Raw genomic sequence first — 19318 nt, forward strand, 5'->3', positions numbered from 1 at the left:
ACAGCAAGGCCCGTCGGCAACCACCGCCCCTCGAGCGCTACGAACGAACCTGCTTCGCGACCTCTTCGATCACCGCCTGCCGAATTCGGTCCGGCAATTGCGCTTGCAAAGCGTCGGCGACCTGCTTGCCGATCAGTTGCACCAGCCAGGACGTCTGGTCGATCAGTGCGTCGTGACAGCGGCGCTCCACCATCGTCGTGATTTCATCCGCCAGTTGCAGCGTGAGCCGGGCACTCACACGCTCGGCAAACACCGCGACATCGGCCGGCACACCTAACTCGGCTGCCGGTGCGGCCGATGCGGTATCCGGCACCGGCGTTGCCTCCCCGGGGGCGAGCACTTCGGTCAGCGTGGGAATGCCGGGGTCCGTGCGCTCGGGCTCGTTCGTCACGATCCGCCTCTCTGGTCGTAATTGTTGAGGGTGTAGCCGCGATCGCGGTAGAAACGATAGCGTTCGCGCGCACCGGACAATTCGTCCGGCGTGTCGCCCACGATCTCCACCACGCGTTCGAAGCGGGCGAAGTGCGTCGGCACGCTGCCCGCCAGATTCAACAGCACCTGATGATGCTGCACCTCTTCATCGAGGGCGGCCAGCACGACGGGTGTCTGCGGGGCAAGCGGGTCCTGGGTGAAGCAATGCGGCACGAATTCGAGCGGCGAGAACGTCCACAGCGTCTGGTCGAACGCGCGCAGCACGTCGGGCTCACCGACGACCACGAGCGTTTGTCCGGCGCCGTACACCTTGCGCGCGAACCGGCACGCGTAATCGAGCCGGTTCGCCACGTGCGTGTGGAAGTCGACGCGCGTCACCGGGCTTCGCGATCGATCAGGAATTGCGTAAGCAACGGCACCGGACGCCCCGTCGCCCCCTTGGCCGCCCCGCTCTTCCATGCCGTGCCGGCGATGTCGAGGTGGGCCCATTCATACTTCTCGGTAAAGCGCGACAGGAAGCAGGCTGCCGTCACGCTGCCGGCCGGGCGCCCGCCGATGTTCGCCATGTCGGCGAAGTTCGACTTGAGCTGCTCCTGATACTCCTCCTCGACCGGTAGACGCCAAGCCGTGTCGCCCGCCGTGCGACCGGCCGCGAGCAGTTCGTCGGCGAGCGCGTCGCTCTTCGAGAAGAGACCCGTGTTCACGTGACCCAGCGCGATGATGCAGGCGCCCGTGAGCGTGGCGACGTCGATCACGGCGGCCGGCTTGAAACGCTCGGCATAGGTAAGCGCGTCGCACAGGATCAGGCGGCCTTCGGCATCGGTGTTGAGCACTTCGATCGTCTGGCCGGACATGCTGGTCACCACGTCGCCCGGCTTCGTCGCACGCCCGCCCGGCATGTTCTCCGTGGCCGGCACGATGGCGATGACGTTGAGCTTGAGGCCCATCTCGGCGACGGCACGCATCGTTCCGAGCACAGAGGCCGCGCCGCACATGTCGTACTTCATCTCGTCCATGCCCTCACCGGGCTTGATCGAGATGCCGCCCGAGTCGAACGTCACGCCCTTGCCGACCAGCACGATCGGAGCCTGCTTGGCGGCGCCGCCTTCGTACTTGAGCACGATGAACTGCGGCGGCTGCACCGACCCCCGGGCGACCGACAGGAACGAGCCCATCTTGAGCGCTTCGATCTGCTTCGGCCCGAGGATGTCGGCCTTGAGCTTGAACTCGCGCGCGAGCTTGCGGGCCGTATCGGCCAGATAGGTCGGCGTGCAGACGTTGCCCGGCAGGTTGCCCAGGTCCTTGGTGAGCGCCATGCCGTTGGCGATCGCCTCGCCATGCTTGGCCGCGACCTTGGCCGCCTTCAGGTCCTCGGGCGCCACCGCGAAGAGCACCTTGCGCAGCGCCGTGTTGGACGGCTCGGCCTTGCTCTTCATCTGTGTGAAACGGTAGGTCGCCTCGCGCAGGGCGAGGATCGAGGCGCACACGGCCCAGGCGGTGTCCCGCTTGGCCACCGCGGCTTGCGGCAGTGTCCAGATGGCATCGGACGCACGCGACGCCAGCACCGCGCGCGCGGCGGCGCGCGCGGCTTCGTTGAAGCCCTTGGGCGAGAACTGGTCTTCGCGGCCCAGACCGACGAACAGCACACGTGCCTGGCTCCATCCGGCGACCTCATGCAGCATCAGCGTGCTGCCGAGCTTGCCATCGAGTTCGCCACGCTTGACCATGCGGGCGAGCAGGCCCTTGCTGACGACGTCCAGCGCCTTGGCGAGCCCCGCGAGCGGCTGTTGCTCGAACACACCGACCACCAGACACTCCGTCTTGGCGTTGGCAAGGCCGGCCTGACCGGCCTTGGTCGAATCGAAGGCTTTTGTGCTAAAGTCCATCGCGCTTTCCTCGGGTAAAATTCGTACGATCCGCAATTATCCGCTTTTTTCCCCGCTCGCCCAACCGCGAGAGCACCCCAATCGCCATCACATGATTTTTCAGCGTTCCCTGCAGCGCGAGCTGAACTACACCGCCGGGGCCGTCTTCATGGTGCTGATCACCGTCATGCTCACCACGATGATGATCCGCATCCTGGGCTTCGCCGCGTCCGGGAAAGCCGACCCGCGCGACGTCCTCGTGCTCATCGGCCTGGCCGTGATCGGCTACCTGGCCATCATTCTGATCGTGACGCTGTTCGTCTCGATTCTGTTCGTGCTCACCCGCTGGTACCGCGACTCGGAAATGGTCGTGTGGTTCGCCTCGGGCCTGTCGATCACCCACTTCGTCAAGCCGGTGCTGCGCTTTGCCACGCCCTATCTGGCCGTGATCACATTCTGCGCACTCGTGGCCTGGCCGTGGGCGAACCAGCAGATCTCCGCGCTCGAAGCCCGCTTCGCCCAACGCGACGACGTCTCGATGATCGCGCCGGGCCAGTTCCGCGAAAGCGCCGCGAGCCACCGGGTGTTCTTTGTCGAGACCGTTTCGCCGGACGCGACCAAGGTGCACAACGTTTTCGTCTCCGGCACCGAGAACGGCAAGGTCAGCGTAGTCGTCTCGAAAGAGGGGCATATCGAAACGGCCAAGGACGGCAATCGCTACATCGTGCTGGAAAAGGGCCGTCGCTACGATGGCGTGCCCGGCCAGCCCGATTACCGTGTGATGGAGTTCGAGCGCTATGGCGTGAAGATCGACAACCCGGCAGCCGCGCCAACCGACAACACCCCGACCAAGGGGGTGCCGACCCTGCGCCTGTTCCGTGAGATCCAGAACCCGATCTTCCGCGGCGAGATCGTCTGGCGTATCGGCCTGCCGCTGCTCGCGCTCGCGCTGGTGTTGCTCGCCGTGCCGCTGGCCTATCAAAACCCGCGCCACGGCCGCACCGTCAACCTGATCATGGCCGTGCTCATTTACCTCGCGTACACCAACCTGCTGAGCCTCTCGCAGGCGTGGGTGGCGCAAGAGCGCATGCCGCTCGCCATCGGCGTGTGGTTGTTGCACGCGCTCGCCATGGTTGTCATCGTGCTGCTTTACCTGCGCCGCGTGCGCTTCCGTGGGCTGTTCGGACGTCGTCGTCTCAGCCGGTCCGGCGGGATGCCTGCATCGGGAGGGATTCGCTGATGCGCATCTATGAGAAATACTTTGCTCGCCAGATCTATCTGGCGTTCCTGTTCGTGCTGCTCGCGTTCGTCGGTCTGTTCGTCTTCTTCGACCTGGTGAGCGAACTGGGCGACGTCGGCCGTGGGGGATACCGCTTCCAGCATGCCCTCGCCTACGTGCTGCTGTTCGCGCCGCAGCGCATGTACGAAATCATTCCGGTCGCCGCGCTCATTGCCGCCATCTATGTCTGCGCACAACTGGCGGGCAACTCGGAGTTCACGATCTTCCGCGTCTCGGGGCTCTCGACCGGTCAGGCGTTGCGCTCGTTGCTGAAAATCGGTTTCCCGATCGTGCTGATCACCTTCGTCATTGGCGAGTACGTCGCACCGAATGCCGAGCAACTCGCGCAGAAGATTCGTCTCGAAGCGCTGGGCAGTTCGGTCTCGGCAGGGTTTCGCTCGGGTGTCTGGGTCAAGGACACCGTCGATCAGGACGGCTCGCGCCTCACCCGCTTCATCAATGTCGGCACGCTCAATCCCGACAACACCATTGCCAACGTTCGCATTTACGAATTCGACGACAAGTTGCGTCTCGACAGCGTGCGACTGGCCAAGCTGGGGCAGTTCGAAGCGCCAAACTTCTGGAAGCTGACAGACGTGTCCGAAACGGTCTTCAGCGCGACGAACGACGCCGCGGCCGGCACCGATCCGCTGCGCGCCCTGGTGCAGAGCAAGCAGGTGCATATCGCCACGGTGCAGATGCGCTCGGAACTCACACCGCAGATCCTGTCCGTGTTGATGGTCTCGCCCGACAACATGGCCATCGGCAGTCTTTACAGCTACATCGGCCATCTGAAGGAAAACCAGCAGAACACCGACCGCTACAATCTCGCGCTCTGGCAGAAGCTGCTGTACCCGTTCGCCGTCTTTGTGATGATGGCGCTGGCGCTGCCGTTCGCTTACTTGCACGCGCGCGCCGGGGCCATCGGCCTGAAGGTGTTCGGCGGGATCATGCTCGGCATGAGCTTCCAGTTGATCAACAACCTGTTCTCGCACCTGGGCTTGCTCAACACCTGGCCGGCGTGGTTCACCGCCGCGTTACCGTCGTTACTCTATCTGGTGCTCGCCATCGCGGCGTTGCGCTGGGTCGATAAACACTGAGCCGCCGATCATGTCCAGCAAACCCGGCATCGTCCTGTTCGCCCACGGATCCCGCGACCCGCGCTGGGCCGAACCGTTCGAGCGTCTGCGCGACAAGCTGAGCGCCCGGCGTCCCGACGCCGACGTTCAGCTAGCCTTTCTTGAACTGATGACACCGAACCTCGGCGACGCCGTGGCGACCATGACATCGCAGGGAACGTTCGATATCACGTTGGTGCCGGTCTTTTTGGGCCAGGGTGGCCACGTGAGGCGTGATCTTCCGGCGCTCGCCGACGCTTGCCGCGCCGCCCATCCCCAGCTCGACTTGCGCGTGAGCGCCGCCATCGGCGAGGACGACACAGTGCTCGACGCCCTCGCCGACTATTGCGGCAGGATGATGGACGGCAGCTGAGGGAAATCGCCTCATCTCGGCAGGGCATCGCCAGAATGAGAAAACGGCGTCACAGGGTGAACTGTGACGCCGTTTTGCGTAAACCGTGACCGGCACCAATGACGCTGACTGACGCTCGGGGGCGATCGCCGTCAGGCCGCCATCGCCGCCTGGGTCGCCCACTCGTGCAACGACGCGGCATCCGCATGTGCGAACGCCTCGCCGATGAGCAGGACACTCGGCTGCGACGCGTCGAACCACGACGCCGCCAACCCTTGGCGAACATCGTCCAGCGTAAGGCGCACGCGTCGCTCGCGCGATGTCGTTGCGGCCTCCACGATCGCCACGGGTGTCGCTGCGGGCTTGCCTGCCGCGATCAATTCCACTGCAATGCGCTGGGCACTGTCTCGTCCCATGTAATAGACGAGCGAATCGGCCGACGCCTGCGCCGCGATCTCGGCCGACTCGGGCGCACGGCTTTGCGTGGCGAAGGCCACACTGCGGGACACGCCGCGCAGCGTCAGCGAACGCCCCAGCGCCGCCGCACTGGCCAGCGCCGCCGTAATGCCAGGCACGACTTCCACTGCAATGCCTGCCGCCTCCAGCGCGCGCAACTCCTCGTCGGCGCGACCGAACAGCATCGGATCGCCGCCCTTCAAGCGCACCACCAGCGCGTGGGTCCGCGCGTGATCAATCAACTGCTTGTTGATGAAGTGCTGCGCACTCGATTGCCTCCCGCAACGCTTCCCGACAGCAATGCGCTTGGCCTGCGGGCACAACGCCAGCATCTCGGGTTCGACCAGCGCGTCGTGCAGCACCACGTCGGCCTGAGCCAACAGTCGTGCGCCGCGCACCGTGATCAGATCGGCCGCGCCGGGGCCCGCCCCAACGAGATAGACCTTGCCCGGCGCCGTACCGGTTTGCGAGGAAGTCACCGTCATGATGTCGCCATGGTTCGTGAGGATTGGCGCCGGCCCCATCCGGGGGACCGTGCGCCGGGTAACGCAATATGCAATACGCAATAATTACGCCGCGAGGCTGCGGATCATGCCCGCTGCCACCGTGTGGTGCGTGGCTTCGTCGATCAACACGAACGCGCCCGTAGCCGGGTTCGCGTCATAGGTGTCGGCGGCCACCGGCTTCTGCAAGCTCAACTGCACACGGCCGATGTCGTTCATGGCGAGGGTCGCCTTGTCCGTGCCGTGCAAGAGCGTGCTGACGTCGAGCACCGTGTCCACGCTGCCGATCTTCACGTACACCGTGCTGGTCGCCTGCTTGAGCAGGTATTTGCGCTGCGGCGCGAGGGCATCCTCATCGAACCAGCACACGTCGGCCGCCAGTTTGCGCGACGGCGCCAGCGTGGAGGCGCTCGCCACCAACGTGTCGCCGCGCGACACATCCACGTCTTCCGTCAGACGAATCGTCACGCACTGCCCCGCAAACGCTTCCTCGAGCAAGCCGCGCGGCCCGATGATCTCGGCGACGCTCGCCGTGCGGCCTGCCGGCAACACGCGCAGCGCCTGTCCGACACGCACCGAACCCGATTCCACGCGCCCCATGTAGCCGCGGAAGTCGTCGGCATGAGCGCCGTCCTGACGCGCCACCAGTTGCACCGGGAAGCGCAGTTCGCCGCCCGACTGCGCGACCGGCAGCGATTCGAGCATGTCGAGCAACGGTTCGTCCTGATACCACGGCATGCGCTCGCTCGCGTACACGATGTTGTCGCCCTTGAGCGCGGACACGGGCACGAAGCGCACGTCCGCCAGCCCCAGGCGCTGCGCCAGATCCAGATAGGCGGCGCGAATGGCGTTGAACGCTGTCTCGCTGTAGTCGATCAGGTCCATCTTGTTGATGGCGACAATGACGTGCTGAAGGCCCAGCAGTTTGACGATGGCACTGTGGCGCTTCGTCTGCGCAAGCAACTCCGTGTGGCCGTCGACTTCGGTCACGCGCGTGGCATCGACCAGAATGATCGCGGCATGCGCCGTCGATGCGCCCGTGACCATGTTGCGCGTGTACTGCTCGTGGCCCGGCGTGTCGGCGATGATGAACTTGCGACGCGCGGTCGTGAAGTAGCGATAGGCGACGTCGATGGTAATGCCCTGCTCGCGCTCGGCTTCAAGGCCGTCGGTGAGCAGCGAGAAGTCGATGTCTTCGCCGGCGGTACGTTTGTGCTTGGCGCGTGCGATGGCGGAGAGCTGGTCGGTCAACACCGACTTGCTGTCGTACAGCAGACGGCCGATCAACGTGCTTTTGCCGTCGTCAACGCTGCCTGCCGTGATGAAACGCAGCACGCCGAGGTCTTCCAGATGCGGGGTGAGGCTCATGATGTCTTGACTCGATTGCGTGGCCCCTGGCGCGGCGACTCTGCGCGCCCGGCGGGCCGATGTGTCTGTACTTAGGGCGGATGGCGGCGGTTCGGCGCCTTAGAAATAGCCCTGCTTTTTGCGCTGTTCCATCGCGGCTTCCGATGCCTGATCGTCCATGCGGGTGGCGCCGCGCTCGGTGATGTCGGTCACGGCCGTCTCGGCAATGATCTCCACCGGGCTGGCGGCCACGCTGGCAACCGGGCACGTGCAACTGATGTCTCCGACGGTACGGAAGCGCACCGACGCCAGTTCGCTCGACTCGTCGTCCTGCTTCGGCGTGAGCGGCGTGACCGGCACGAGCAACCCGTTGCGACGCACGATTTCGCGCTCATGCGCGTAGTAGATCGACGGCAGGTCGAGGTTCTCGCGGGCGATGTATTGCCACACGTCCAGTTCGGTCCAATTCGAGATCGGGAACACGCGCAGGTGCTCGCCTTTGTGCAGACGCGCATTGAACAGGTGCCACAGTTCCGGACGCTGCGCCTTCGGATCCCACTGACCGAATTCGTCGCGGAACGAGAAGATGCGCTCTTTTGCGCGAGCCTTCTCTTCGTCGCGGCGCGCACCGCCGATCATGGCGTCGTAGCCGTGTTCGGCGATGGTTTCGAGCAGCGTCACGGCCTGCGCCGCGTTGCGTGAATCGTTCTCGCGACGCAGGCGGACCGTGCCGCGCTCGATCGAATCTTCCACGTGACCTACGACCAGTTCGGCGCCGAGCGCCTTTGCGTGACGATCGCGGAACTCGATCACTTCCGGATAGTTGTGACCGGTGTCGATATGGACGAGCGGGAACGGCAGTACCGTCTTGCGGTTCGGGCCAAGACCAAAGGCCTTGAGCGCCAGGTGCAGCACCACGACCGAATCCTTGCCGCCCGAGAACAGCAGTGCGGGTTTGCGGCACTCCGCCACGACCTCGCGCAGGATGTACATCGATTCGGCTTCGAGCCAGTCCAGATGATCCATACGCGAGCCGTTGGCTTGCGCGACTTCGTGCATCGCACCCATAGTGTTCCCTTCCTTGATGATTCCGAAATTTCCGTGATTCGATTCGTCACGATGCGTCGCCGCTTGAGCTCGTCACATCGTTATATGTCTTGCGGGTTCGCCCGATCCGCCTGCGCCGCGCCCGATGCCTCAGCTCGACTGCACGGACACCGGGATCTGGCTCAGGTTGCTTGCATGCAATCCGCATTCCTTGCTGTCGCGCGACTCCCACCACCAGCGCCCGGCGCGGCTGTCTTCCCCCGGGCGGATGGCACGCGTACACGGCTCGCAGCCGATGCTCGGGTAGCCGCGCGCATGCAGCGGGTTGACCGGCACGTCACGCGCCGTCAGATAGGCCCACACCTGCGCTTCGGTCCAGTCGAAGATCGGGTTGTACTTGGCGATGCCGCGGGCATCGTCGTGCTCGGCGAACGCCAGTTCCTCGCGCGTGACCGACTGCTCGCGTCGCTGGCCGGTGAGCCAGGCGTCGGCGTCGGCCAACGCGCGGCCCAGCGGCTCGACCTTGCGAATCTGGCAGCACGCCTTGCGCAGGTCCACACTTTCGTAGAACGCATTCGCACCGTGCTCGGCCACATACGTCTCGACGGCATCGGCCTGCGGCGCGTACTGCGCGACGTCGTAGCCATAGCGCGATTTGATCTGATCGAGCATGCCCAGCGTCTCGGCATGCAAACGCCCGGTATTGAGCGTGAAGACGGTGATCGGCAGTTGCTGGCGCAGAATCACGTGCGTAATGAGCATGTCTTCAGCGGCCAGACTGCTGGCAAACTTCACATTGCGATGCGAACCCGCGATGCGCGCGAGGCGCTCGGCCAGCACGGCTTCCATCTCGTCGAGCAGCGCCATGTCCTGATGCTCGGCATCGGCCCCGTTCGACGGTGTAGTCGCTTGCGTGGGTTCCCAGCGGGATTCGTTTCGCATGTCGCGAACTCCTTGTTGTCTGTGGGGGTCAGCCGACCAGCTTCACTGCCGCGAGCGTGAGCGTTGCCGCCAGCGCCCCGCGCACCACGCGCTCGGGCAGATGACGGGTGAGCTTCGCACCCAGCCAGATCCCGGGCAGCGAGCCGATCAACAGACTGCCGAGCAGTGCCCAGTGCACCGTCCCGAGCCAAATATGACCCAGCGCCGCAATGGCCGTCAGCGGCACCGCATACGCGATATCGGTTCCGGCGACTTCGGCCGGTTCCAACTGTGGGTACAGCATCAGAATCAGCGTCGCGCCAACGGCACCGGCGCCAATCGAAGAAATCGTGACGAGCACGCCGATCACGGCGCCCACCAGCACGGTGGCCACGACTTGCTTGCGGCCCGTCAACTGCCAGTTCGGGTGGGTGCGCAGCGCCGCCAGCAGCTTGGCGCGGAACAGCAAGGAGAGCACCGTAAGCAGCACCGAGGCCGCGATCGTCAGCTTGATGACATGCAGCGCCGCGTCGTCGATGCCCCCCAGGTGCTTCAGGACAACGATCGTCACCAGCGCCGCCGGCAAGGCGCCGAGCGTGAGCCTGCGCACGACGTGCCACTTCACGTGGCCGTGTGAGCGATGCGCGACAGTGCCGAAGCTCTTGGTCACCGCCGCAAATGCCAGATCGGTGCCGACCGCGACCGGCGCCGCGTAGCCCAGCAGCAGCGTGAGCAGCGGCGTCATCAGCGAGCCCCCGCCGACGCCGGTCAGACCGACCAGCAGGCCGACGCCAAATCCGGAGAGGGGTTCGAGCCACAGCGACATGTATGACGTTCCTGTTGGTGCTTAATGCCTGGCGGGAATAACGTTATCGAAACAGTGGCACCCACTGTAATGAAAACGCTATATACTTCAAACGAATTAAAAATTGTTTGTATATTTTCGAAAGTTATACAAATGAACCTGCACCAGTTCCGCTTCGTGCGCGAAGCCGTTCGCCAGAATTTCAACCTGACCGCTGCCGCCAAGGCGCTGTTTACCTCCCAGCCGGGGGTTTCGAAGGCCATCATCGAGCTGGAAGAAGAGCTTGGGGTGGACATCTTTGCCCGGCATGGCAAGCGCATCCGCAATCTGACCGAGCCCGGGCGCATCATTTTCGAGTCCGTCGAGCGAATCCTGCTGGAGGTGGAGAGCCTCAAGCGGATCGGCAAGGACTACGCCGCGCAGGATCAGGGCAGTCTGGCGATCGCCACGACGCATACGCAGGCGCGATATTCGCTGCCGCACGCGGTGGCCGAGTTCAAGAAGCGGTATCCGAAGGTGCGGCTCTCGATCTTGCAGGGGAGCCCGACGCAGATCGCAGAAATGGTGCTGCACGACCAGGCGGATCTGGCCATCGCGACCGAAGCGATTGCCGGCTATAAGGATCTGGTGTCGCTGCCTTGCTATCAATGGCAGCACGTGGCCGTGGTACCGCCGGATCACCCGCTGCTGCAACTCCCGTCCGTCGGCATCGAGGATCTGGCGAAATATCCGCTGATTACTTATGACCCCCAATTCGCCGGCCGCGCCAAGATCGATCAGGCCTTCGCGCTGCGCCATGTCCAGCCGGACATCGTGCTCGAGGCGATCGACGCCGATGTCATCAAGACCTATGTCGAATTGGGGCTTGGCGTGGGGATTCTGGCGGGGGTGGCGTTCGATCCCGAGCGCGACCGTAACCTCCGGGCGCTCCAGGTCGGGCACCTCTTCGGCACGAACGTGACGCGCGTCGCCCTCAAACAGGGCGCCTATCTGCGCGGCTACGTGTTCACGATGGTCGAACTGCTCTCGCCGATCCTGACGCGCAAGCTGGTCGAGCAAGCCTTGCGCGGCGAACACGAAAGTTACGAGCTTTAAGCCCTCCAGGGGCGTTGGGGAAACATAGCGCGCCGACGCCCGGTCACCGGGCGTGCCGCCCCTCGCATTCCGCGGTGAGCCTGGCACTATTTTTCTTCGCTGGCCGAACGCAAGCGGTGCGGTATGCTTACGCGATTCGATCAACAGGAGACCCCATGCGCTCACCTCTTCGCGGCATCCGCCTGTCGGGCGTGCTGCTTGCCCTGACCCTCGCCGGCGTTGTGACGGCGGCTCGCGCCGATATCACCGTCGGTATCGATCTGTCGTCGACCGGCCCGGCGGCCGCCATCGGTATCGCCAGCAAGAATGCCATGCAGCTTTGGCCTGACCATATTGGCGGGCAGAAGGCGCACTACCTCTTCCTTGACGACGGCACCGACCCCGGTACGGCCGTGAAGAACGCGCGCAAATTCATCAGTGAGAACAAGGTCGACGTCATCGTTGGCCCGAACATTACGCCGAGCGCACTGGCCATGCTCGACCCGATTTCGGAGGCCGAGACGCCGATGATCACCCTGATCGGTTCGGCCGTCGCCGTGGAGCCGCAGGATGCCAAGCGCCGGTGGGCCTTCAAGATGGCCGCGAACGATTCGGCGATGGCCGACGTGATGACGCGCTACATGGCCAACCACGGGATCAAGACGGTAGGCTTTATCGGCTTTGCCGATGCCTACGGCGAGAGCTGGTGGAAAGAGTTCTCGAAGTTTGCCGAACTTCGCAAGCTCAAGGTCGTGGCCCAGGAGCGTTTCAACCGCACGGACACGAGTGTCACGGGCCAGATCCTGAAGCTGATGGCGGCCAAGCCTGACGCTGTCCTGGTAGCCGGATCGGGCACGCCGGCGGCGTTGCCGCAGCGCACGTTGCAGGAGCGCGGGTATGCCGGGAAGATCTACCAGACGCACGGCATCGCCACGTACGACTTCGTTCGCGTGGGGGGCAAGGACGTGGAAGGCACGCTGTTCCCGACGCAGCCGGGTGTGGTTGCCAAGACGTTGCCGGCCGGGCATCCGGCGCGCATGGCGGCGTTGGCGTTCACCAAGCAGTACGAGGCCAAATATGGCCCCGATACGGTCACGCAGTTCGCCGCCGACGCCTATGGCGTATGGGATCTGCTCAACGACGCCGTACCGCGCGCCGTGAAGGTGGCGGCACCGGGCACGCCGGCATTCCGTGTGGCGCTGCGCGATGCGCTCGAATCCACGCACAATCTCGCCATTCCGAACGGCATCATGAATCTCAGCCCGAAGGACCACGTGGGGCTCGATCAGCGTGCCAGCGTGATGGGGCAGATCAAGAACGGAAAGTTCGTCTACGTCTCGAATTGATCCCGGCATGACGACATACACCATCGCGTTTATCGGGCTGGGCGCCATGGGCGGCCAGATGGTTCGTCATTTGATGGCCGCGGGGCATCGGTTGCACCTCTACGCGCGCCGGCCGGAGGCTGCGGCCCCGTTCGTCGCGCAGGGCGCAGAAGTGTTCGCAACGCCCGCGCAGGCCGCCGCCGATGCGGACTTCGTCGTGACCAACGTCACGACGACACAGGACGTGGAGGCGGTGCTGCTTGGGGCGGATGGCGTGGTGCATGGGGCGCGGGCGGGCGCGATCTGCGTGGATCACAGCACGATTTCGGCGGAGGCGACGCGGCGTATGGCCGCGCGCCTGGCGCTTCACGAGATTGTGCTGGTGGATGCGCCGGTGTCTGGCGGGCCATCTCGCGCGGCCGACGCCTCGCTATCGATCATGGTCGGCGCGTCGAATGACGTCTTCGAGAAGGTCAAGCCCCTGTTGTCCGTGTTGGGCACGACGATCACGCATGTGGGCGACGTGGGGGCGGGTCAGGTGGCGAAGGCGTGCAATCAGATCGTGCAGGTGATCAATATCCAGGGCATTGCGGAGGCGATGCTGTTCGCGGCGCGCAACGGCGTGGATCAGGACAAGGTCATCGAAGCGATTTCGCAGGGGCTGGCGGGCAGTCGCATGCTCGACATGATGGGGCCGAAGATGGCCCATCGCGACTTTGCGGCGGGAATTGAAGCGCGCCTGCACGACAAGGATTTCGCGATGATCCTGGACGCCGTGGCCGACGCAGGGCTCTCGCTGCCGGCACTGTCACTGGTGAAAGCCCAGCTGACGGCGCTGATGGAGCGCGGCTGGGGGCATGACGACACGTCGTCGCTGCTGCGCGTGCTCGAGAGTCAACAGCAAGTTCATTGAACGCCGACGGGGCGGGCTTGTGGCCGCGAAGAATTTCGGTCATAATCTCGCCTTCGTCCGGTGAGCCGTTAGGTTCATTGAACGAGTCACGCTGCGACACCGCTCGGTGAACGCACACCTGCCCAGGTGGTGAAATTGGTAGACGCAGGGGACTCAAAATCCCCCGCCGCAAGGCGTGCCGGTTCGATTCCGGCCCTGGGCACCACAGTGATTTCAAGGCATTCGGCGATTCCGCCCATTTCTGCCCTGCTCCACAATTCGTATTTGGCTCCGCAAAACCGGTTATTGGGTCGGTTCAACCTTGTCGCCCAGTCGGTCACGCACGTAGTGTTCGGTCATCGCAGGTCAGGCGGCTAAAGCAAAGGCCTCGGCCGGGGTCATCGTCTTCAGCGCTTGGCGCGGCCGCCGATGGTTGTAGAACTGGATCCGGTCGCCGATTACACGGCTGGCGTGCTGCGGCGTAGCAAAGCGCGAGGGTGAATCCAGAATTTGCCGATAACGGCCCACCGCATTGGATGGGCCGCAACCCAATCTATCTCACCAATCGCGGTTTCTCACCCCGCCTCGCCGCGTGAATAATGACGTGCGGGCCCATCAACGTATCCGTCGCCACCATCGCTTCTGCGAACGTCTCAAAGTAAATCGCGTGCTCGGGGTCGGACACATGCGCTCGCCTGATTTCTCCTGCTCGCTCGTCCCACGCGTAACCGAGGTACTTCTTGTATTCGTGGAACCAGACAACATGCCCCTCGCGCGTCAACGACTTGGGGAGGTCGAACCCGCCATCGCCTTGACCGCCGATTTCTTCGTCCTTCCCGCCGCTCTTGTTTGAATCACTCATCAAAATCTCCTGACATGTGAATAAATTTAGCCGCGCTAACGACTGACTTCATCATCGCAGGAGTGCCAAACCTTGCGTTTCAGCAACTTCCGAATATCCGAGCCTATACGTCGACACCCGAAAAGTTTCGACGCGCTGCGAAAACGTTTGTGACGTATAAGCGGCGAAACGAAGACGGGCTGACGGAATCACGGTGAACCCACGACCCTAAGGCACGAATTTCAACATCATTCGATGCCACAGTTGTGCCACTCACATCGATGGAGGCGGCATATGCGCACAACTTGCGTAGGGATGTAAGACTACAATGCGCGGGACAAGCTCGCCGCCCATCGATAGCATCCGGCGTAAAGGTTTCCCGCAGGAAAAATCAAAAAGTGCCCCCCACTTATCCGTGAACTTCGGAGGTTTCGTATGGGGTTGGCATTGCTTTCCCTTGCCCTGCTTGTTGTCATGGTGTTGATGTTGGAGACGGTTCGACCGCGCAAACGCAGGGCGGGCATCGCCATCGACTCGACCGCGTACTACGCCGTGAAACCGCTCACGAAAACCGAGCAAGCGTTCTATCGGCTGTTGGTCAACAGCTTGCCCGGATACATCGTTCTGGCACAGGTCGATATCAAGCGAATCGTCCGAACCAAGCGCGGCAAGAGCCATTCGCACTTCAACCGAATCGCGCAACTATCGGTGGACTTCCTCGTCTGCACCCCTGACTTTTCAATCGCTGCCGCAGTTGAGCTGGATGACCCGTCGCATGAGGGAAAGCAACAACGAGCGCGGGACGCAAAGAAGGACGACGTGTTGAAGGCAGTCAATGTGCGCCTCGTGCGATTTGACGTCAGGCGCTATCCTTCAGAATCGGCCATTCGACAAGCGATTCTGGGAAGCACCAACGGCGCCGGCGATCTGAAATTCGCCGCATGACCCGCGACCCGAAAGGGGCGTCTAGATCCGCCCCGCCTTTGCCCACGGCATCCACGACTACGATCACGGCCGCATCAGGCTCGAGCCAGCCAGAAGGGCTAAGTTCCGTGCGGTACAGAACCCGGCCCTTACCGCCATCACTTCCCCGTCCAACTTTACGGGGTCAGTTCACCGTCACCGGCCTGCCGCGGCGTTGAAAATGCCAGGCGTCATCCCTGCTACGCCGCTACGCCGCTACGCCGCTTCGCCGCCACACGTCGGGGCAAACGCCATATGAGCGTCTTGCGAAGGCAAACCCCATCAGACCGGGTTTAGTACGCTACGCCCCGCTAGCACAGCCGCCACATTGTCCAACGCGGTGAACCCCATCTGGTCGCGCGTCTCTTTCGTCGCGCTCGCCATGTGAGGCGTAAGAAATACGTTGTCCAGCGATGCGAAGCGGGCATCGACATTGGGCTCATTTCGATACACGTCGAGACCCGCGCCGAAAAGGTGCCCCGACGTCAATGCGCCGTAAAGCGCATCTTCATCTACCAGATCGCCACGCGCCGCATTCACAAATACGGCCCCCTTCGGCATGAGATCGAACTGCGCCTTCGTCATGAGCGGCGATCCGCCACCGGGAACATGCAGCGAGAGCACCTGGCAATGCGGAAGCAGTTCCGTGAGGCTTGGATAAAACACCGCCCCGTTCTCCAGCGCCGGCGATGCCCGCTGAATGTCGGTGTAGGCCACCTTCATGCCAAATGCCTGCGCGCGCTTTGCGACCGCTCGCCCGATACGTCCGAAACCCACGATGCCAATCGTTTTCCCGTTGACGCGCGTGCCCAGCATGTCCGTCATGCCGAACGATTTCCCCCAACCGGCGCGCATGATTTTTTCGTATTCCGCCGCACGCCGACTGGCCGCCAGCACCAGCAACATCGTGAAGTCCGCCGTGCATTCGGTCAAGGCATCGGGCGCGTTCGTCACGACAATGCCTCGCTCGCGGGCGAACGCCACGTTCATGTGATCAACGCCCGCGCTGGCATTGGCAATGATCTTCACCGTGGATGGCAACGCCGCAATGTGCGCTTCCTGCAAGCCGGATTTCTTCCCGACCAGAACGGCTGGCACCTCGCGCGCCTTGCAGAATTCCACCACCGCCCATGCATCCATATCCGATTCGGTCACGTAGGCGTTGAATTCCGACACTGCGCGGCTCGCCACGGCTTGCGGCACTTTTCGCGCGATCAACAGTTGGGTGCGCGTGCTTTCCGACATGATCTTTTCTCCAAGTAGACGGTCGCACAAAGACTACGAAACCCGCCAGCCCAAGGTCAATGTTGATTGAATCAATCAACCTATGACCGCCGTCCACGCGCGCCCTTCGGTCGCATCCCACCATGGGATGCCCTCCACCTTTCGCTCATCAGGAAAACCCTGACACGCCACCGACTGGGTGCGCTTCCAGATGTTGATTGAACGAATCAAGATTGCCCGGCCGACGCGGCCGATGCCATTCTCGGTTCGTGACCCACTGAGAAAAGGTAATGTCATGTCGACCTCGAAGCAGTTCGCCGCCGTCACGGGTGCCGGTTCCGGCATCGGTCGAGCGGCCGCCATCGCGTTTGCCGCATCCGGATTCACCGTCGCGCTGATCGGACGCCGGGATGCGCCCCTTCAGGAAACCCAAGCGGCCATCGATGACGCAGGCGGCAACGCGTATGTCGCGGCGGCCGATGTCGCCGATGAACGCTCCGTGGACGCGGCATTTGCGCAAATCCTTCGCGAATTCGGACGTCTGGACGTCCTCTTCAACAACGCCGGACGCAACGCCGGCGCCGTGCCGCTGGACGAATACCCGCTCGACTTCTGGAACGACGTCGTCGCCACCAACCTGACGGGTGTGTTCCTGTGTGCGAGAGCGGCCTGGCGCATCATGAAGAACCAAACGCCGCAAGGCGGTCGAATCATCAACAACGGATCCATCTCGGCGCACTCCCCCCGCCCCAACACCATCGCCTACACCGCCACCAAGCACGCCGTGTCGGGCATCACCAAATCGTTGGCGCTGGACGGGCGCCCCTATCGCATCGCCTGCAGCCAGATCGATATCGGCAATGCGGCAACGTCGCTCACGGAGCGAATGACACGTGGCGTGCTTCAGGCCGACGGCAGCATGGCCCCGGAAGCTCGAATCGACGTCGCTCATGTCGCGAACGCTGTCGTTCACATCGCCAGCCTCCCGCTCGAAGCCAACGTCCTCAACATGACCCTCATGGCCACCACCATGCCTTTCGTAGGCCGCGGATAACCCCCTCGCCCGCCCCACATAAAAAGCAACGGGCAGGCCACCGATCAGGAGACATCGATGAAATTTGCAGAGGAACAACACCTGTCAGCACTCGATACGGCATCACGCGATATCACGGCAAGACCATCGAAGGTCAGATACGTCGTGCTGTCGATGTTGCTGATCGCGACGATTCTTAACTACGTCGACCGATCCGCCCTCGGCATCGTCGCCCCAAGCCTTTCGAAAGACCTCGCATTGAACAAGATGCAGATGGGCGAGCTGTTCGCCGCATTCGGTCTCGCGTACTCCCTCGCCTTGCTACCCAGCGGCATCCTTGCCGACGTGCTCGGCTCACGCATCGCCTATGCGCTGTCGCTGGTGGGATGGTCGCTCGCGACGCTCACGCAGGGGCTGGCCAATGGCTATCACATGTTGCTTGGCTCTCGCCTGACGATGGGTGCGCTCGAGGCCCCCGCGTTTCCATCGAATGCACGCGCGGTGACGCTTTGGTTTCCCACGCAGGAGCGCGGATTCGCGACCAGCGTCTACGTCATGGGACAGTACATCGGAACGCCCATTTTTACGGGCCTTCTGCTGTGGATCTCGGCCGCCGCGGGATGGCGTTCCGTGTTCTTCGTGACGGGCGGCTTCGGCATTCTTTTCAGCGTGATCTGGTTCTGTGCCTACCGGGATCCCTCGCGACATCGCTGGGTGAACAAGGCCGAACTCGACTACATCAACGAATCGCGCACCCCGTCCGCGCAGAAGTCGCGGGAAAAATTCAACTGGCGCATGGCACTCAAACTGCTCGGGTATCGCCAGATCCTGGCCATTTGCCTCGGCAAGTTCTGCAACAACACGATTCTGGTCTTTTTCACCACGTGGTTCATGACGTATCTGGCCGAGGCGCGCCATATGTCGATGATCAAGGTTGGAATCTTTCAGGCACTCCCCTTCCTGGGCGCGACGCTCGGCATTCTCGTCGCCGGTTGTCTCTCGGACTTCTTCATTCGCCGTGGCGTCTCCCTCTCCGCCGCACGCAAAGCGCCGCTGGTCATCGGAACGCTGCTCGGCTCGTCCATCGTCCTGGTGAACTTTGTCGAATCCAACGCGATGGTCATCGCCATTCTGACCATCGCCTTCTTCGCGCAAGGTGTCGGCTCGATGTCCTGGGCCGCCGTCTCCGAGATCGCGCCGCGCCAGTATGTCGGTCTCACCAGCAGTATCACGAGCCTCGCCGCCAACATTGCTGCCGTGACGACGCCGCTGATGATCGGTTACGTCATACAACGCACGGGACAGTTTTACTGGGCACTGAATCTGATGGGCGCTATCTGCCTGCTCGGTACGTTCTCGTATTCCGTTCTCCTCGGCAAGCTCTCCAGAATCGAGCTTTGAACGCCCCCACCTATCGCACGAACGACATGATTGAATTCAAATGGGATCACCTTCAGCTATGCTCGGCAGACGCTGAAGCCACGGCAGCGTGGTTTGCCCGGTGCCTGAATGCGGAAGTCGTTCGACGTCCGGGGCGTGTGGATCTTCGCATCGGGTCCATCAACTTATTCATCACCCAACTGTCCGGCGCGCATACGACCGAAATCTCAGGTGGCACGCGCACGCAAGGCATCGATCATTTCGGCGTGACCGTCGATGATCTCGATGCCGCCTTCAATCACCTCAAGGCCTGCGAAGCCGACATCGTCGAGCCGATCAAGTCGGTCCGTGCCGGCGTCCGGGCACTTTTTGTGAAGTCGCCGGGCGAGATCCTCATTGAAGTCCTTGAGCGCAAGCCCAGCGAGATGACTTTTACTTGAAGAGACGTCAATATTGAGCCA

At 63.0% G+C, this 19318-nt stretch carries 21 protein-coding genes and 1 tRNA gene; 11 read left to right on the plus strand and 11 right to left on the minus strand.

Annotated features, from left to right (window positions below; translation table 11 throughout):
• Nucleotides 1–37 precede the first annotated feature (37 nt).
• Genes PCE31106_RS09900 through PCE31106_RS09910 form a run of 3 tightly spaced genes read right to left on the minus strand, consistent with a single transcriptional unit; the run spans nucleotide 38 to nucleotide 2318 of the window.
• Nucleotides 38–391 (minus strand): DUF2486 family protein, encoded by a 354-nt coding sequence (locus tag PCE31106_RS09900; protein ID WP_174975082.1) that lies wholly within the window; start codon nucleotides 389–391, stop codon nucleotides 38–40.
• The gene (locus PCE31106_RS09905; protein ID WP_017235579.1) at nucleotides 388–810 is read right to left on the minus strand and encodes a DNA polymerase III subunit chi; all 423 of its coding nucleotides are present in this window, start codon (nucleotides 808–810) and stop codon (nucleotides 388–390) included. The genes PCE31106_RS09900 and PCE31106_RS09905 overlap by 4 nt, the downstream gene beginning before the upstream one ends.
• The gene (locus tag PCE31106_RS09910) at nucleotides 807–2318 is read right to left on the minus strand and encodes a leucyl aminopeptidase (protein WP_150563148.1); all 1512 of its coding nucleotides are present in this window, start codon (nucleotides 2316–2318) and stop codon (nucleotides 807–809) included. Before PCE31106_RS09910 ends, PCE31106_RS09905 begins: the two co-directional genes overlap by 4 nt.
• 91 nt (nucleotides 2319–2409) lie before the next feature.
• Here PCE31106_RS09910 and lptF point away from each other — a divergent pair, with 91 nt between their 5' ends.
• From lptF to PCE31106_RS09925, 3 genes are read left to right on the plus strand one after another with little or no spacing between them, the layout of a single operon-like run.
• Nucleotides 2410–3537 carry an LPS export ABC transporter permease LptF gene (gene lptF, locus PCE31106_RS09915; RefSeq protein ID WP_017235581.1) on the plus strand — a complete coding sequence of 376 codons (1128 nt, stop codon included), beginning with the start codon at nucleotides 2410–2412 and terminating at the stop codon, nucleotides 3535–3537.
• Nucleotides 3537–4676 (plus strand): LPS export ABC transporter permease LptG, encoded by a 1140-nt coding sequence (gene lptG, locus PCE31106_RS09920; RefSeq protein WP_150563149.1) that lies wholly within the window; start codon nucleotides 3537–3539, stop codon nucleotides 4674–4676. The genes lptF and lptG overlap by 1 nt, the downstream gene beginning before the upstream one ends.
• Before the next feature lie 10 nt (nucleotides 4677–4686).
• A complete protein-coding gene (locus PCE31106_RS09925) occupies nucleotides 4687–5067 on the plus strand; it encodes a sirohydrochlorin chelatase (RefSeq protein WP_150563150.1) in 381 nt (126 codons plus the stop codon).
• A 131-nt stretch (nucleotides 5068–5198) separates the two neighbouring features.
• Here PCE31106_RS09925 and cobA read toward each other — a convergent pair whose 3' ends face one another.
• The 5 genes from cobA to PCE31106_RS09950 form a co-directional block, all read right to left on the minus strand.
• On the minus strand, nucleotides 5199–5987 hold the full coding sequence (cobA, locus tag PCE31106_RS09930) for a uroporphyrinogen-III C-methyltransferase (protein WP_150563151.1): 789 nt from the start codon (nucleotides 5985–5987) through the stop codon (nucleotides 5199–5201).
• 84 nt (nucleotides 5988–6071) lie between these two features.
• Nucleotides 6072–7373: a sulfate adenylyltransferase subunit 1 gene (locus tag PCE31106_RS09935; protein WP_150563152.1), complete on the minus strand. Its 1302-nt coding sequence runs from the start codon at nucleotides 7371–7373 to the stop codon at nucleotides 6072–6074.
• Nucleotides 7374–7472: 99 nt separating this feature from the next.
• The gene (cysD, locus tag PCE31106_RS09940) at nucleotides 7473–8420 is read right to left on the minus strand and encodes a sulfate adenylyltransferase subunit CysD (RefSeq protein WP_017235586.1); all 948 of its coding nucleotides are present in this window, start codon (nucleotides 8418–8420) and stop codon (nucleotides 7473–7475) included.
• A 129-nt stretch (nucleotides 8421–8549) separates the two neighbouring features.
• Nucleotides 8550–9266, minus strand: a complete 717-nt coding sequence (locus PCE31106_RS09945) for a phosphoadenylyl-sulfate reductase (RefSeq protein WP_150563262.1) — start codon at nucleotides 9264–9266, stop codon at nucleotides 8550–8552.
• A gap of 103 nt (nucleotides 9267–9369) precedes the next feature.
• Nucleotides 9370–10146 carry a sulfite exporter TauE/SafE family protein gene (locus PCE31106_RS09950; protein WP_150563153.1) on the minus strand — a complete coding sequence of 259 codons (777 nt, stop codon included), beginning with the start codon at nucleotides 10144–10146 and terminating at the stop codon, nucleotides 9370–9372.
• 132 nt (nucleotides 10147–10278) lie between these two features.
• Here PCE31106_RS09950 and PCE31106_RS09955 point away from each other — a divergent pair, with 132 nt between their 5' ends.
• The 4 genes from PCE31106_RS09955 (at nucleotide 10279) to PCE31106_RS09970 (ending at nucleotide 13642) form a co-directional block, all read left to right on the plus strand.
• A complete protein-coding gene (locus PCE31106_RS09955; RefSeq protein ID WP_017235589.1) occupies nucleotides 10279–11220 on the plus strand; it encodes a CysB family HTH-type transcriptional regulator in 942 nt (313 codons plus the stop codon).
• Between the two features lie 155 nt (nucleotides 11221–11375).
• A complete protein-coding gene (locus tag PCE31106_RS09960; protein WP_150563154.1) occupies nucleotides 11376–12545 on the plus strand; it encodes an ABC transporter substrate-binding protein in 1170 nt (389 codons plus the stop codon).
• A gap of 7 nt (nucleotides 12546–12552) precedes the next feature.
• Nucleotides 12553–13437, plus strand: a complete 885-nt coding sequence (locus PCE31106_RS09965) for an NAD(P)-dependent oxidoreductase (protein ID WP_150563155.1) — start codon at nucleotides 12553–12555, stop codon at nucleotides 13435–13437.
• Between the two features lie 120 nt (nucleotides 13438–13557).
• Nucleotides 13558–13642, plus strand: a tRNA-Leu gene (locus tag PCE31106_RS09970).
• Nucleotides 13643–13782: 140 nt separating this feature from the next.
• Here PCE31106_RS09970 and PCE31106_RS09975 read toward each other — a convergent pair.
• Together PCE31106_RS09975 and PCE31106_RS09980 are read right to left on the minus strand one after the other, a co-directional pair.
• Nucleotides 13783–13944, minus strand: a complete 162-nt coding sequence (locus tag PCE31106_RS09975; RefSeq protein ID WP_254440974.1) for an integrase core domain-containing protein — start codon at nucleotides 13942–13944, stop codon at nucleotides 13783–13785.
• A gap of 25 nt (nucleotides 13945–13969) precedes the next feature.
• Nucleotides 13970–14278: a hypothetical protein gene (locus PCE31106_RS09980; RefSeq protein ID WP_150563156.1), complete on the minus strand. Its 309-nt coding sequence runs from the start codon at nucleotides 14276–14278 to the stop codon at nucleotides 13970–13972.
• Nucleotides 14279–14692: 414 nt separating this feature from the next.
• On the opposite strand from PCE31106_RS09980, the gene PCE31106_RS09985 reads away from it, so the two are divergent.
• Nucleotides 14693–15202, plus strand: a complete 510-nt coding sequence (locus PCE31106_RS09985; protein WP_150563157.1) for a DUF2726 domain-containing protein — start codon at nucleotides 14693–14695, stop codon at nucleotides 15200–15202.
• 300 nt (nucleotides 15203–15502) lie between these two features.
• Here PCE31106_RS09985 and PCE31106_RS09990 read toward each other — a convergent pair whose 3' ends face one another.
• Nucleotides 15503–16465, minus strand: coding sequence for a 2-hydroxyacid dehydrogenase (locus PCE31106_RS09990; RefSeq protein ID WP_150563158.1), 963 nt, complete (start codon nucleotides 16463–16465; stop codon nucleotides 15503–15505).
• A 274-nt stretch (nucleotides 16466–16739) separates the two neighbouring features.
• Between PCE31106_RS09990 and PCE31106_RS09995 the strand changes: the two genes are divergently transcribed.
• Genes PCE31106_RS09995 through PCE31106_RS10005 form a run of 3 tightly spaced genes read left to right on the plus strand, consistent with a single transcriptional unit; the run spans nucleotide 16740 to nucleotide 19297 of the window.
• Nucleotides 16740–17498: an SDR family oxidoreductase gene (locus tag PCE31106_RS09995; RefSeq protein WP_150563159.1), complete on the plus strand. Its 759-nt coding sequence runs from the start codon at nucleotides 16740–16742 to the stop codon at nucleotides 17496–17498.
• Between the two features lie 57 nt (nucleotides 17499–17555).
• Entirely contained in the window at nucleotides 17556–18878 is a 1323-nt protein-coding gene (locus PCE31106_RS10000; protein WP_017235346.1) for an MFS transporter, read from the plus strand.
• Between the two features lie 26 nt (nucleotides 18879–18904).
• On the plus strand, nucleotides 18905–19297 hold the full coding sequence (locus PCE31106_RS10005) for a VOC family protein (protein ID WP_150563160.1): 393 nt from the start codon (nucleotides 18905–18907) through the stop codon (nucleotides 19295–19297).
• Nucleotides 19298–19318 lie beyond the last annotated feature (21 nt).

This window comes from Pandoraea cepalis (assembly GCF_902459665.1).
GTDB classification, from domain to species: domain Bacteria; phylum Pseudomonadota; class Gammaproteobacteria; order Burkholderiales; family Burkholderiaceae; genus Pandoraea; species Pandoraea cepalis.

Excerpts from the sequence above, each read along its gene's own strand:
- PCE31106_RS09980 (WP_150563156.1), bottom strand. The coding sequence starts at position 14,278 with ATGAGTGATTCAAACAAGAGCGGCGGGAAGGACGAAGAAATCGGCGGT.
- cysD (WP_017235586.1), bottom strand. The coding sequence starts at position 8,420 with ATGGGTGCGATGCACGAAGTCGCGCAAGCCAACGGCTCGCGTATGGAT.
- PCE31106_RS09965 (WP_150563155.1), top strand. The coding sequence starts at position 12,553 with ATGACGACATACACCATCGCGTTTATCGGGCTGGGCGCCATGGGCGGC.
- PCE31106_RS09995 (WP_150563159.1), top strand. The coding sequence starts at position 16,740 with ATGTCGACCTCGAAGCAGTTCGCCGCCGTCACGGGTGCCGGTTCCGGC.
- PCE31106_RS09985 (WP_150563157.1), top strand. The coding sequence starts at position 14,693 with ATGGGGTTGGCATTGCTTTCCCTTGCCCTGCTTGTTGTCATGGTGTTG.
- PCE31106_RS09955 (WP_017235589.1), top strand. The coding sequence starts at position 10,279 with ATGAACCTGCACCAGTTCCGCTTCGTGCGCGAAGCCGTTCGCCAGAAT.
- PCE31106_RS09910 (WP_150563148.1), bottom strand. The coding sequence starts at position 2,318 with ATGGACTTTAGCACAAAAGCCTTCGATTCGACCAAGGCCGGTCAGGCC.
- PCE31106_RS10000 (WP_017235346.1), top strand. The coding sequence starts at position 17,556 with ATGAAATTTGCAGAGGAACAACACCTGTCAGCACTCGATACGGCATCA.
- cobA (WP_150563151.1), bottom strand. The coding sequence starts at position 5,987 with ATGACGGTGACTTCCTCGCAAACCGGTACGGCGCCGGGCAAGGTCTAT.
- PCE31106_RS09950 (WP_150563153.1), bottom strand. The coding sequence starts at position 10,146 with ATGTCGCTGTGGCTCGAACCCCTCTCCGGATTTGGCGTCGGCCTGCTG.
- PCE31106_RS09935 (WP_150563152.1), bottom strand. The coding sequence starts at position 7,373 with ATGAGCCTCACCCCGCATCTGGAAGACCTCGGCGTGCTGCGTTTCATC.
- PCE31106_RS09925 (WP_150563150.1), top strand. The coding sequence starts at position 4,687 with ATGTCCAGCAAACCCGGCATCGTCCTGTTCGCCCACGGATCCCGCGAC.
- lptG (WP_150563149.1), top strand. The coding sequence starts at position 3,537 with ATGCGCATCTATGAGAAATACTTTGCTCGCCAGATCTATCTGGCGTTC.
- PCE31106_RS09990 (WP_150563158.1), bottom strand. The coding sequence starts at position 16,465 with ATGTCGGAAAGCACGCGCACCCAACTGTTGATCGCGCGAAAAGTGCCG.
- PCE31106_RS09960 (WP_150563154.1), top strand. The coding sequence starts at position 11,376 with ATGCGCTCACCTCTTCGCGGCATCCGCCTGTCGGGCGTGCTGCTTGCC.
- PCE31106_RS10005 (WP_150563160.1), top strand. The coding sequence starts at position 18,905 with ATGATTGAATTCAAATGGGATCACCTTCAGCTATGCTCGGCAGACGCT.
- lptF (WP_017235581.1), top strand. The coding sequence starts at position 2,410 with ATGATTTTTCAGCGTTCCCTGCAGCGCGAGCTGAACTACACCGCCGGG.
- PCE31106_RS09945 (WP_150563262.1), bottom strand. The coding sequence starts at position 9,266 with ATGGCGCTGCTCGACGAGATGGAAGCCGTGCTGGCCGAGCGCCTCGCG.